The 12725-nt window shown below is 65.9% G+C and carries 13 protein-coding genes; 11 read left to right on the forward strand and 2 right to left on the reverse strand.

Annotated features, from left to right (window positions below):
• Positions 1-2219: 2219 nt before the first annotated feature.
• The gene (locus tag AC5LUJ_RS19505) at positions 2220-2717 is read left to right on the forward strand and encodes an NUDIX hydrolase (RefSeq protein WP_493465455.1); all 498 of its coding nucleotides are present in this window, start codon (positions 2220-2222) and stop codon (positions 2715-2717) included.
• 601 nt (positions 2718-3318) lie between these two features.
• Here the strand turns inward: AC5LUJ_RS19505 and AC5LUJ_RS19510 are convergent.
• Positions 3319-4797: an NsdA family TPR-like regulatory protein gene (locus AC5LUJ_RS19510; RefSeq protein WP_493465456.1), complete on the reverse strand. Its 1479-nt coding sequence runs from the start codon at positions 4795-4797 to the stop codon at positions 3319-3321.
• Between the two features lie 376 nt (positions 4798-5173).
• Between AC5LUJ_RS19510 and AC5LUJ_RS19515 the strand changes: the two genes are divergently transcribed.
• Together AC5LUJ_RS19515 and AC5LUJ_RS19520 are read left to right on the forward strand one after the other, a co-directional pair.
• Positions 5174-5413: a hypothetical protein gene (locus AC5LUJ_RS19515; RefSeq protein WP_493465457.1), complete on the forward strand. Its 240-nt coding sequence runs from the start codon at positions 5174-5176 to the stop codon at positions 5411-5413.
• Entirely contained in the window at positions 5410-5679 is a 270-nt protein-coding gene (locus AC5LUJ_RS19520; protein WP_493465458.1) for a hypothetical protein, read from the forward strand. The genes AC5LUJ_RS19515 and AC5LUJ_RS19520 overlap by 4 nt, the downstream gene beginning before the upstream one ends.
• Before the next feature lie 81 nt (positions 5680-5760).
• Here the strand turns inward: AC5LUJ_RS19520 and AC5LUJ_RS19525 are convergent, their stop codons facing one another.
• Complete coding sequence (locus AC5LUJ_RS19525; protein WP_493465459.1) at positions 5761-6177, reverse strand: helix-turn-helix domain-containing protein; 417 nt, start codon at positions 6175-6177, stop codon at positions 5761-5763.
• Positions 6178-6409: 232 nt separating this feature from the next.
• Between AC5LUJ_RS19525 and AC5LUJ_RS19530 the strand changes: the two genes are divergently transcribed.
• The 8 genes from AC5LUJ_RS19530 to AC5LUJ_RS19565 form a co-directional block, all read left to right on the forward strand.
• Positions 6410-6817 carry a plasmid replication, integration and excision activator gene (locus tag AC5LUJ_RS19530; protein ID WP_493465460.1) on the forward strand — a complete coding sequence of 136 codons (408 nt, stop codon included), beginning with the start codon at positions 6410-6412 and terminating at the stop codon, positions 6815-6817.
• On the forward strand, positions 6814-7125 hold the full coding sequence (locus AC5LUJ_RS19535) for a hypothetical protein (RefSeq protein ID WP_493465461.1): 312 nt from the start codon (positions 6814-6816) through the stop codon (positions 7123-7125). The genes AC5LUJ_RS19530 and AC5LUJ_RS19535 overlap by 4 nt, the downstream gene beginning before the upstream one ends.
• A 121-nt stretch (positions 7126-7246) precedes the next feature.
• Complete coding sequence (locus AC5LUJ_RS19540) at positions 7247-8767, forward strand: FtsK/SpoIIIE domain-containing protein (RefSeq protein ID WP_493465462.1); 1521 nt, start codon at positions 7247-7249, stop codon at positions 8765-8767.
• On the forward strand, positions 8764-8973 hold the full coding sequence (locus AC5LUJ_RS19545) for a hypothetical protein (RefSeq protein WP_493465463.1): 210 nt from the start codon (positions 8764-8766) through the stop codon (positions 8971-8973). Before AC5LUJ_RS19540 ends, AC5LUJ_RS19545 begins: the two co-directional genes overlap by 4 nt.
• Positions 8970-10634 carry a replication initiator gene (locus AC5LUJ_RS19550; RefSeq protein ID WP_493465464.1) on the forward strand — a complete coding sequence of 555 codons (1665 nt, stop codon included), beginning with the start codon at positions 8970-8972 and terminating at the stop codon, positions 10632-10634. Before AC5LUJ_RS19545 ends, AC5LUJ_RS19550 begins: the two co-directional genes overlap by 4 nt.
• Before the next feature lie 30 nt (positions 10635-10664).
• Entirely contained in the window at positions 10665-10856 is a 192-nt protein-coding gene (locus AC5LUJ_RS19555; RefSeq protein WP_493465465.1) for a helix-turn-helix domain-containing protein, read from the forward strand.
• Between the two features lie 187 nt (positions 10857-11043).
• Entirely contained in the window at positions 11044-11376 is a 333-nt protein-coding gene (locus AC5LUJ_RS19560) for a hypothetical protein (RefSeq protein ID WP_493465466.1), read from the forward strand.
• Between the two features lie 425 nt (positions 11377-11801).
• On the forward strand, positions 11802-12725 hold a 924-nt coding region (locus tag AC5LUJ_RS19565), incomplete at its 3' end, for a site-specific integrase (RefSeq protein ID WP_493465467.1).

Consider the following 12725-nt stretch of genomic DNA (forward strand, 5'->3'; position numbering starts at 1 on the left):
TTAGTCCGCGGGTCCAGGTCACGTGCCGTTCGGATTCCGCGGACCTCCGCGCTCGTCCACCGCCATCCGCCGCCCTGGCTGCCGACGGGTGCTCGCACATGCCCGCGAAAGTCGGCGCCAAGCAAGCTCCACGATGATCATGATTACCGAAGTCGGCCAAGACAGCCAGCAAACGGGCACGCCGACCCGCGGGCTAAGAGGAGCAGGCACCTCGTCCGCCGACGTCCGCCCACCCTGCTGATCGATATCGATGGCGTTGGCCATCGTCCGGCATCCGTCGGCTCGGGTACATGCCTGGGTGCAGCGGCCATCCGCGCTGGGCGGCCATCCGCGCTCGTCCGCAGGTGAAGGCCTGGCTCCTGGTCGGCGGGTGTATCTGATCCATAGGCGTGCCCTGGCGCCCGTCAGCTTGGGTTCGTCTAGGTCCTTGCGCTCACCCGACCTCCCTCGCCGCCGTCCACCGGCGTACTGGACTGTTGATACATGGGTTGACATCGCCTGGCTAGGCGGTGCGCATGAGGGTCGGGGGTCCCGATGGCTCTCTGCCTGCCCAGTTCCGGTATCGGCGACTCTTCTGGTCCATGGAGGTAATACACTCGCTTGCACGGTCACCAGGGCGAACACCCGTCCGCCAGATAGCATACGGGGGATAGTTAGCAGTGTTGGCATATTATTGGCGGGACTATTTAGACGAAGTCGCGGACCACGAATCATTGGTCGACGAAAATTTCTCCTACCCGGTCGGTCGTGGTACGCACACTCGCATCATGGCATCAGATGGTGTCATATGAACAGCGTGGTTAACCGCCGCCTCTATTCGGCATCTCTGATGCTCGCCGCGACGGTTCTGCTACTTCTCCGGATTTTTGCGCTACCCAGGTGGAGCGAGACTGCAAAGCTGGACACCGTAGGGGAGATTGCTTCGGTGACCGACTCTCTTCTCGGCGCAGCGTTAGCCTCGCTCGCGGTTTCGCTCGTGGTTATTGTTATCTTCGGAGAAAATGAGCAGGTGGTCGACGAGGCTGGCATCATACCGCCAGGCAGGATTTCGCGCGAATTGCTTAATGAGACTCAGGCTACAAATTGTTGGAATTATAGGGGACATACCGGACGCTATTTCAGTGCGGTAATACTACCGCAACTTTCTGGTCGGGCCAGATCTCACGGACGGTACATCGATGTAAACGTACAACTAATCGACCCCGATGATGCTAACGCAATTCGTTTCTTTGTTGATTACCGAAGGTCCGTTAATTCTGACAGGGTTAGCTACTGGACCGAAACGAGAGCGCGCGCCGAAATCGCGGCTACAATAATCAGGTTGTGGCAGGCTTCGAATAGTGTCCCCAGACTGACCTGTTCGCTATATCTTGGGTCGTCAGTTTCTCCGTTCACAATTGACATGGGCAGTAACGTTGCAATTGTAACTCGGGAAAGTTCCAGCCAATCTGCCCTCAAGTATTCACTAGGGTCAACGTTCTTCGACTCCACACTTGAGGATCTGCGGCTCAGCTGTCGGCAGAATCGCCGGATTCCCCTCGATGGCGCGATTCCGCCCGATCGAGTTGCTACTATCGCCGATGTGCGGCGCTGCCTGGCTGACCTAGCGGTCATTGTGTCCGCAGACGATGACACCGTGACATTAATACTTGAAGCACTCCAAAGGCCGGTGAATCCCTATCCTCATGGATGAGCAAATTTTGCTGTGGATGAAGGCGCAGACGTGGCCGGACGTGAGGCCCAGCAGCGCCGACCTCAAAGACTCTTACATTCACCCTTATGGCTTTCTAGTGATTCGACTCCCGCAGTCGGTATTTGCCGGATGGGTGATTAGGCTTCATTTTTGGCCCCCCGATTCCCTCCGTCATTCGTGGGAAGACGAGCATGCACGGGACTTGCAGGTTCATTCGCACGGCTGGGACCTTGTGACGCGAACCCTTGTTGGGAGAGTTCGACACCGTCTCTACAGCGTGGTTTCAACCCCCGAAGGAAGATTCTGTACGTACTCGGCGGAAAATCCGTACACAGTTGGTCTCAGCAGACTCCGTCGGTCGCAGTGTAACTTCAAATATGGTCTGGAAAGTGAGGTCGAGTCAGGGGTAGATGCCGGTCCTCTTTGGATAGAAGGCGCCGACTATCATTCGACATCTGCTCCTCCTGCAGATACCTGGACCGTTACTCTGGTGGTCACCGCAGAAAGCCAGGGGCGAGGATCACTTGTGCTTGTACCCGAAGGTATGCCGTCTGAACTCATATTTGAGCGTCGCGCTCCGACTCTGGACGAAGAGATGCTTCGCCAGATCGATGATCTTTATCGAAAATATGCAGATGGAGCCGATGAATGGGTGGCCTCGGCATTTATAATGCATGCCGGGCAGATTTTGATGGTGCGAAGTCACCGCTTCCCAAACCTCTGGCAGCCCATCGGTGGGCAAAAGGGCGCCCAAGACTCAACTCCTATCGAAACAGTGGCTCGAGAGGTCTACGAGGAGACGGGGCTAACAATAAGTAGCGACACTCTGCAGCCGCTTGGTGAACTCCCTCGCGACAAGGGAGAGGGCAGTGTTTTCGCATGGCAATATGCTCTCTTCACTCGTCCCCAAATCAGGTGCTTGGAGGGGGAGATAGTAGAGTATCGCTGGATGACGCTGGAGCAACTCAAAGCGGTCGATTGCTTCGATGCTACCCGGAGTTTTTTGGATAGGATTACCTTTTGAACTTGATGTGGACGTTTTTCCTTCATCCCTTGAAAGTGCCCTACTGTGAGAATATGGATGTCCGATCTGCTGCCGCGCGGCCGGCCCGTATAGACATGCCGAAGAGCAGGTATGGAACCATATTGGCGACCGCTGCGGCTACGGCGAAATGCTTCCATGTCGCCCGACCGCGAGCCCAAGGTAGGCGGGAGGCGGGGCCTTCTGGTAGTTGCTGTAGGAAAATTTGAGCGCCGAGGCGCTACCGGGTCCGCCCGACAGTATTCGCCGTTGACCTGGCTGTTCGGAAAGGCCTGAGTCGCCGCCGCACCTTTGTTTCCGGCCAGGAACAGGTGGCTCGTCTTCGGTGGTGGCGGGATGTAGACCAGGCGTAGCCGCGCGGTGCGGTCGTGCGGCGAGCACTGTAGCCGCTGCGGAGGGAGCTACCGGCCATGTGGTGCGACGCGCCGGCGAGCATGGCCCGCCAGGGCCACGCGCAGCCGTCGCGCGGCGCGGCAGGCTGTCACAGGCTTGATCTTAAAACGGATAATTCGGCAGTCAGTCAGCCTTGTTGTCTGCCTGGTTCCGGGCCATGCCGCTGATCGTCAGTCCGAGTCCGATGTGGTCAGGCTGCGCTGCCGGCGAGGGCGGTGCGGTCGATGCGGGAGACGAGCTCGCGGGTGTTGGCGTCGCGCTGGTACGGAACGAGGCGTTTCCGCAGGTCGGTCATGGCCGTGACGTAGCGGGCCGAGACGGGAACTCCGGCGGCAATATCGATCGCCTGATGACCGGCTGCGATCGCGCCTTCGAGATTGTTCTGTTGGGTGAAGCTGACGGCGACGACGGTTTGGCTGAGTGCGCCGCGTCGTCCACGGTTCTGCTTGCGGGCGGCCTCGACGGACTGGCGGGCGTAGCGGTGGGCTTCGGTCGGGTCGCCGATGTCCCGCAGGCTGTTCGCGATCTCCCCGGCTATGTAGGGCTCGTCGATGAACTTCGCCCACTCGGGTTCGTTCGCCGGGTCGATGAGGTCAAAGGTCTTTTCGGCCTGCGCGATCGTTGCGGCGGTGTCGGTGGAGCGGCCCAGGACCGACAGGGCGCGTGCTTCCAGTACGTACAGGTCGGTCAGGGCGGCGGGGGCACGCAGACCGCGCAGGCCGTGGCGGCCTGCGCGGGCGAGCCGAAGCCCTTCGTCGGGGTGTCCGAGTTGGGTTGCCTGATCGGAGAGTCCCGCGAGGACGTGTGCGCCGAGCATCCGGTTTCCGGACGCGTCGGCGAGCCGCAGGGACTGGATCAGGTACCGCTGCGCGATGCCGTGTTGGCCGGAGTCGAACGCCATCCAGCCTGCGAGGTAGGTCTGTTCAGCGCCGACTTCGAAGAGGGCCTGGCGGACGGGCTCGGGGTGGGATTCCTGCAGCAGCGGGAGAACGTGTTCGGTGAGGTACTGGGCGACGGCACGCCGGGCGATGTCCCCGCCGCCTTGGATGACGTCCATTTCCTGGAACACGCCGAACATGGTGCGGATGGACTCGACCGCGGTCATGTCCGCGTGGGCGGGCCGTCCGGAGTCGGCGGCGTCCAGGCTGGTCAACAGCCAATCCCGGCTGGGGCCGGCGAGCGCACCGAGAACGAATGATGAACGAAGCAGCATGTCCCGACGGCGCACGTCGGCCCTCCCGAGCTCGGCGACAGTGCTCAGGGTACGTCGCATGGAGGGTTCGTACACCAGCCCTTGAGCGGTTGCCTCGGGGTCGGTGACCGGCTGCTGAGCGGTTACCGACCGGCTGTCGACCACCGGCGCTTTTACGTCTGCTTGGGTATGCGGTGTGTGTGCGGAGGGTTCCCATGCGCGGCGAGCCAAGCCGAGCATGCCGCCGGGGATGCGCAGGCCGTCGGCGATGCGTTCGATCAGTTCCAGGGATGCCACCCGGTCCCGACCGTGCACGATCTTGCTGACGCGGCTCTGGTCGAGACCCTCGACCGCGGAAGCGATGCGGTCCTGGCTGGCGGCGTCGTACTTCCTCATCAGCCGAAAGGCGGTGCCGAAGTCGCGGGCGGCGAGAGCGGCGCGCATGTCGTCGCGGGCAAGGAGCCGTTCGGACACCACATACGGGCCGAGCGAAACAGCCGACATAGCCGATCAACCTTCCGGCCGGGAGAGGGGGACACGTCTCGTGGCAGGACTGATCCTGACGGTACCTGGATTACGCCTGACTGGTAGGGAAAGCTCACCTGTTGGGGGCGTGTGGCTGTCGTTGACGGGTTGTCTGTCGAGATCAGGCGATAGTCACATGGGAAGGTCATCTTCCGTGGGCTCGCGTTGCGCCGTGAGGCTGGGGCGAGCCGGCCCCATCTCATGTCGAGCGGTGGTCTCCGTGGGACCGGGCCGGCATCCAACCAGCGGATAACGAGAGCGGGACGGGATGCGACCGGTGACGGTAACCAAGGACAACACGGCGGACGGCGGGACTACGGATGAACGGATGCCTGTCCTGTACGGGGTGGTGCGGTTCGAACCGGGAGACGAACGGCGGGTCCGCGACACCACGATCACGTTTGATTCGCCCGCGTCGGCGGAGCTGTTCGCGGTGGAGAGCGGCTGGCACGACTTTCAGGTGACACCGCTGTTCTTCTTCGTGGACACCGCCACGGCACCGACGGCGGGTCGGATGCTGCTGGGTGCGGCGCTGGCACGGTCCATGCGGCGGGCCGAGGGTCGATGACCGGTGATCGGGAGGGCGATCCGCCGGGGGCTGCTTCTGGCCGTTCGTCGCCTGTTACCGGGCCTGATGCGGGTAGCGGCGATTGCACGGTCACGATCTATCCGGCGGATCGTCCGGCGGACGTGATGCGGGCATGGGCGGCGCTCCCGGACGGGCTCGGGTTCGCCGAAGCGTTCGGCGATGTTGAAGTGACGCTGGTGTTCCGACCGGTGGGCGACCGGATGTTGTCATGGGAGCCGAACGGAATGCCAGCCGTGCCGGATTGAGCGGTCCGGGGCTGGCATCACGGCAAGGTTCAGGGGTCAGAATTCCGGAGGGCGGCAACGCCGTTGCGGGGTTCTGGCCCTTTACCTGTTGGTCCCCTGCGCCGTGACGAGCTCCTCGACGGCGGCCAGGCGGTGGCTCATGTCCGCAAGCTGCTGTTCGATGCGGCCTATCCCGGCGAGAATCTCCCGAACGGTGACCTCGGCGGGGGCATCCGACACCTGATCGCCGACCAACACCCGGATCAGATGATCGTCGGGCCAGTCGAGCGCGCGGGCGAGTGCCATCAGCGTCTTGTTCTGTACCCGACGACCCTTGCCGCCATGCTGAATCTGCCGCACGGTGGACACGGACACGCCGGAGACGTCGGCGAGTTCCTGCTGTCCGATGCGGCGGGCTGCCATCCGCTGGTTGACCGCGTCGGCGACCGCGGCCCAGTCCTCGCCCCCGATCGCGCCACGCGCCGTGTAGACGGGTGATCTCCGTCCTTGGTCCTCCATACGGCCGATTTTAGCTGTAAAGCAAACATCGGGGCATGTGAGGTACACATATATCCCAGCGGGACCCGCTGTCGGACGCGGGGTCTTTGCTTCACGCTTATGTGAACCTCACATGCTACGGGCACATAATGGTTGATGAGCGGTTCGCGCGCGGTGCACTGTATGTCCTGCAACGACCGACGGCCGGCACCAGCCGGCACGCTGATGATGTGGGACAAGGTGAAAAACGACGATGGCGATCCCGCAACGGATTCCCGTGGCATTCGCGGACGTGTTCCCGCACGGCGCGTACGTGCTCGGGGTGGAACCGGTCAACGACTTCGACAAGGCCAAGGCGGGGGTGGCCGACGCGCAGGAACGGGACAAGCTCACCGGTGAGTTGGTGTGGGCGGTGCGGGTGATGGACGCCGACCCCAACGCGCGGGCGGGGTCGGCGGAGGTGAAGGTGAAGATCGCCGCTGCGGTGCAGCCGGTGCCCCCGGAGCCGCTGGCCGGGACGCCGTTTCGGCCGGTGGAGTTCGACGGGCTGACGCTCACGCCGTACGTGAACACGAACGGGTCGAAACCGCGGCAGGGGTTCGCGTTGCGGGCGACCGGGATGCGGCCGGTGCGAGCAACCTCGGGTCGGGCGGCGGCATGACCGGGCCGACACCCACCACGGGCATCAACGGCGAGCGGGTGCCGGTCGGGTCGAGCTGGCATGTAGGCGTGCATGTCGGGTCGGACTGGTCGGCCCGGTGCTTCACCTACCCGGACGAGCGGCCGATCCTCGTGCTGGACACCCCCCGCGCCTGCCTGTCCATCTTGGCGGCGAGCGGCACCGTGACCGCCAATCACCTCGATTTCGCGCACGCGCTGGTGCAGGCCGCCAACGACTATCTGATCGAATGCGAACGTCTACTCCTGGAAAGCACGGACAACGACAACGGTTCTGCAATATCGGCCTGAGTAGGTTCTGTTTGTCGCGGGTGCCGGGACGGCCGTCTGAGCCTTTTTCCGCTCCGGTGGTTCCGGTCCGCTGATTCCCTTCCTTTCCTTTTCTTTCGATGCAGGGTGGGTGTGATCTGTCATGGCCAGAATCAACGGCTCCCGGCCGTTTCCCGAGGTACCGACCCGGCATTCGAAGATCGACGTGCCGCTGTGGATGCTGCTCATCGGGCTTGCCGGCCGGATGTGCGCGCACATGCTGGTGTTCCTGTTGCGGCATCCGATCCCGGTGAGTCTGCTGCTCACGGTGCTGGTGGTGCGGGACCGGTTCGGGATGGCCGGGCTGGGCCTGGCGCTCCTCGCCGTCGCGGTGCTGGCGGCGGTGTGGCGGCTGGTGCATCGCCGGTCGTTTCTCTGGCTGGCCCGGTGGATCCGCGGCCGGCTGCGGCTACTCGCCGTCTACCGGTGGCGGTGGCGGCCGGTGATGGTGCATACCGGTCTGGCGATCCGGATCCCGGTGTCCAACGGTGACCGGGTCGCCTTCGCCGAGACCTTCCCGCGGATCCGCACGATCCGCTCGGATCGGTGGGCCGACCGGCTGCGGGTTGAACTGCTCTACGGGCAGACCCCCGAGCAGTGGGCGGAACAGGCCGAAGCGCTCCGGCAAGCATTCCGCGCCCGGTCCTGCCGCATCCGCGCCGACCGGGTGGGGTTCATCTGGGTGGACTTCACCCGCCGTGACCCCCTCGCCGTTCCCGTCCCACCGGCGGACCTGGAGGGTCCGGACGCGGACGCGGACGGGGACGGCTGGGACGGCGACGCCAGTCCGGTGGACCTGTCCGGGATCCCGGTCGGTCGCCGCGAGGATGGCCAGCCCTGGCGGCTACCGGTCCGTGGCGCCCATGTCCTGGTGGCCGGGGCGACCGGGTCGGGCAAGGGCTCGGTCCTCTGGTCGACCATCCGCGGGCTCGGCCCGGCGGTGCGCGCGGGTCTGGTCGAACTGTGGGTCGCCGACCCGAAGGGCGGGATGGAACTGGCGTTCGGCCGGGCGATGTTCACCCGGTTCGCCACCGACACGGACAGCATCGCCGACCTGCTCGACGACGCGGTCACGGTCATGCGGGAGCGGGCGGCCCGGCTGCGCGGGGTCAGCAGGTTGCACACCCCGACCGTCGGCGAACCGCTGATCGTTTTCATCGTCGACGAACTGGCCTCACTGACGGCGTATGTGACCGACCGGGAGCTGAAGCGGCGGCTGTCGGCGGCGCTGTCGCTGCTGCTGTCGCAGGGCCGGGCACCCGGGGTGGTGGTGGTTGGGGCGGTGCAGGACCCGCGGAAAGAAGTGCTGCCGTTTCGGGACCTGTTCCCGGTGCGGGTGGCGCTGCGGATGACCGAAGCCGACCAGGCCGACCTTGTCCTCGGCGACGGCGCCCGGGACCGCGGTGCCCGGGGCGATGAGATTCCCGATGGGCTGCCCGGGGTCGGCTATGTCCTCCTCGACGGGCAGGCCGAACCCGTCCGGGTGCGGGCCTCCTGGATCGACGATGCCGAGATCGCCCGGATGGCGCACCGCTACCAACCGCCCATGGCCGGTGAGGTCCTCGGCCTGGACGACCCCGGACCGGACGGCTGGACCCCGGACGTCAACGGCTGGGCGGCGTGACCGGACCGGACGGATACGCCCCGGTGGTCGTGCTGCCGGTCTGCGGCTGGTGCCGGCATCTGTGGGTGGCGCACCGGGCCGACGACGGCTGTCAGGCGTCCACCGGGCGGGGGCGGGTGTGCGGCTGCCGGGAACCGCCACCCGACCACCCCGACCACGACGATGGCCAGGATCACAACGACGATACGGAGGAACGGGCAGCATGACCGGCTCGAGTACACCGCCAGCGGCGGGAAGCCGGGCGGCGCGGATGCGGATGCCGCTGGCCCGGCAGGTCCTCGAGGCGGTCGCGGCCGAGAACGGGGTGTGCATCCGCCCGCTGGCGATGCGCCGCGTGAACCTGGTCACCGGGGAGGCCGAAACCGTTCCGGTGCCGTGCGGGGCCACCCTGGCATCCAAGTGCCCGCCGTGCGCGGAGCGGGCACGGAAACTGCGGATGGCGCAGTGCAAGGCGGGCTGGCACCTCGATGACGAACCGCTCCCCGACCCGGACCCGCCCGGCGACGACGCAAAGACGCTCGTCCAGCTCCGGGCGGATCTCGAAGCCGTCCGTACCGAAGCCGTGACCGGCCACGACGTCGATCAGATCACCGAAGTCGACGATCTGATCTCGCAGGTGGACGAAGCGTTGACCGATCTCGGTGTGCGCGGGAAGACCGCGCCGGACACCCGGGACCGGCCACGGCGGACCCGGTCGACGAAACGGCGGCAGGACGCCCCCGACCTGCCCCGGCTGCCGGTGGATCGGCGCACGGTGGGGCGGACGTTCACCGCACCCGACGGGACGGTGTGGCGGCCGTCGATGTTCCTGACGTTGACCTGCGACTCCTACGGCCGGGTGAACGGTGACGGCACGCCGGTAGACCCGGCTGGCTACGGCTACCGGCGGGCGGCCCGCGACGCCATCCACTTTCCCAAGCTGGTCGACCGGTTCTGGCAGAACCTCCGCCGTGCCGTGGGCTACGACGTCCAGTACTTCGCCTGCCTGGAACCGCAACGGCGGTTGGCGCCGCATCTGCACGCGGCCATGCGCGGCACGATCCCCCGTGTCCTGCTCCGCCAGGTCGCGGCGGCGACGTATCACCAGGTGTGGTGGCCACGCTGCGACCGGCCGGTCTACGCCCCGGACCGGCTGCCGGTCTGGGACGAGCAGGCCGGCAGCTACCGCGACCCGGACACGGGCGCACCCCTGTCAACCTGGGATGAGGCCCTGGACGCGCTCGGCGACGATGCCGAACCCGCCCATGTCGTCCGGTTCGGTGTGCAGGTCCGCGCGGACGGGGTGACCGCGAACGACAGCAACACCGGCCGGTTGATCGGCTACCTCACGAAGTATCTGACCAAGAGTCTGGACGCCTGCCACGCGGTGGACACCGACGCGCAGCGGGCGCATGTGGACCGGCTCGCCGACGCGCTGCGGTACGAGCCGTGCGCGCCGGGCTGTGCGAACTGGCTGCTCTACGGCGTCCAGCCGAAGAATCCGCGGGCCGGGCTCGTGCCCGGCCGCTGCAGGGGCAAGGCCCACCGGCGCGAAACCCTCGGCTTCGGCGGACGCCGGGTGCTGGTCTCCCGGAAATGGTCCGGCAAGACCCTCACCGATCACAAGGAAGATCGAAAGACGTGGATCCGGGAACAACTCGCGGTCCTCGGCCACACCGACACCGGTGACCAGGGTGGCACGTCCGACCGGGTGGTCTGGCAGTTGCTGCGCCCCGGCGATCCGGCCACCCCACGTCGGGAACATCTGCTCCTGCGCGCGGTCGCCGACCGGCACCGCTGGCGCGCCCAACTCGATGTTGCTCGTGCCGCACGCGGGCATCCCGACCCGGTTTCGGCGACCGATCCCGGCATGTTCCGCGCAGCCTGAACCCTGACTCTGACGATCATAGGAGTAGCTGTGCACAAACTCCTTCTCACCCCGACTGAAGCGGCCGACCTGCTCGGCGTTAGCCGCACCACCCTGTACGAGCTACTCAACGCCGAACAAATCGAATCCGTCCGCATCGGCCGGTCACGCCGTATCCCGCGAGCGGCGCTCGTCGCCTACGTCGATCGGCTACGCGGCGTCCCGGACACGGAGGCGGCATGATCCCGGCCCGGTCCGGGCCGAACCGGACAGCCGGGTTTCGGCAGTGCACCCCGCGCGGCGCCCGCGGGCCTCCCGAGCGTCGCAGGTTTCCGAACACAAAAGATCCAATAAGCGGTCCCGGCGGGTGCTGGAACACCACACCGGGACCTTGATCAGCACCCCTTAGAGACCAAGGGAGTACCGACCCGTGCCCATCATTCCGCCTGGCCTCGACCCCCCGCGCGACCCCTCCGACGGACAGCCCTTCGTCCGCCTCGACACCCCCGGCCACGGCTTCTACGAGATAACCGTCAAGCCGGGTGCCGACCCGTTCGACATCGCCCGGACCGCCGTCGCGATTCCCACCGACGCGGTGTTCGTTGAAGCTCTCGGGGACGTCGACGTGGTGTTGGTGTTCCGCGCGATCCCCGGCAGCGCACTTCCGGCAGCTCCCCCACCGCGCAGGCCTGGTCCGGCCGGTGGTTGGGTGCCTGACGTCCTCCCGTATCGGACGGTTCCCGCGCAGCATCAGCCGCGCTGATCGGTTCTCGCGGTCCTTCCCCACATTTCTTTCCCGTTCCTCTGCTGGACGGTTCACCCGCCGGGAGTGCGGACGGGTCCAGGGTCGGCGAAGCCGATCACGAAGTGACGCGTAGCGCACTGGACGCGGCCGGACTCCCGGCGGACCCTCCTCCGTCCCCAGAGGAGCGGGATCTCAACGCGCCACGCCATTCGGCGGCACCCGGCCGGCTTCTGTCGGCTCTTCTTCCCCTATTTCGGCAAGGAGCGATCTTCATTATGTCCGGCAAGCGACATGATCCGACCAGAGCGGCCGACGAACCGACCGGCCCTGACAGCGAGGGCTCGAAGCGTCAGACGCGGAACGCCCATGATCGCCGGGGTCGTCGGCGTAGCCATGGCGAAGGTTCCCTCTACCAGCGTGAAAGTGACGGCCGGTGGGTCGGTGTGGTCGACCTGGGGTGGATCGACGGGAAGCGGCGTCGCCGCGTCATCTACGGGAGGACCGAGAAGGAAGCCCTTGTCAAGGTGCGCGAACTGCGCAAGGCGGCCGATCAGGGCCAGGACCTCACGGCGAAGTCCCGCACCGTCGCCGAATGGATGGACTACTGGATGGACGAGATCAAATCTCACGATGGAACACGACCGTCCACCCTCGCTCGGTACCGGTACGCGATCGACGGCCACATCGTCCCGATGCTCGGAAAGATCCGTCTGGACAAACTCGGACCGGCCCACGTCCGGCGTCTGCACGCGGCACGCCGGGAACAGATGAAGCCGGCGAGCCTCGTGAAGATTCACGCAGTGCTGCGGGCCGCGCTCGCCGACGCGGAACGGATGGAGCTGGTGAGCCGCAACGTCGCGAAAGCTGTTCGCCCGCCGAGCCTGGCCGGTGGGGAACAGCACACGCTGACCACCGGTGATGCACGTCGTTTCCTGACCCTGGCTGTAGATGATCGGCTCGAAGCGCTGTTCGTCCTGGCGCTCACGATGGGCCTGCGCCGCGGTGAACTGCTTGGCCTCCGCTGGGATGACGTCGACCTCGGCGCCCGGACACTGTGGGTACGCCGCTCCGTCCAACGGGTCAGCGGGCAACTGCGGCTCGTCGAGCCGAAGACGCACGGTTCACGGCGAACGGTGCCGATACCGGCGCTCGCCGTTGACGCCCTGGAACGCCAACGCAAGCGCCAGGCAGACGAACGGAACAAGGCCGGCGAGTCGTGGCAGGACAACGGGCTCGTCTTCGCCTCCACGGTCGGAACACCGATGGAGCCGCGGAACGTGACCCGACGCGTCCAACAGCTCCGTGACGGTGCCGGCCTGCCGTGGCTGCGGCTTCACGACTTCCGCCACGGCTGTGCGACGTTCCTT

This window comes from Protofrankia sp. CiP1_Cm_nod3 (assembly GCF_982290655.1).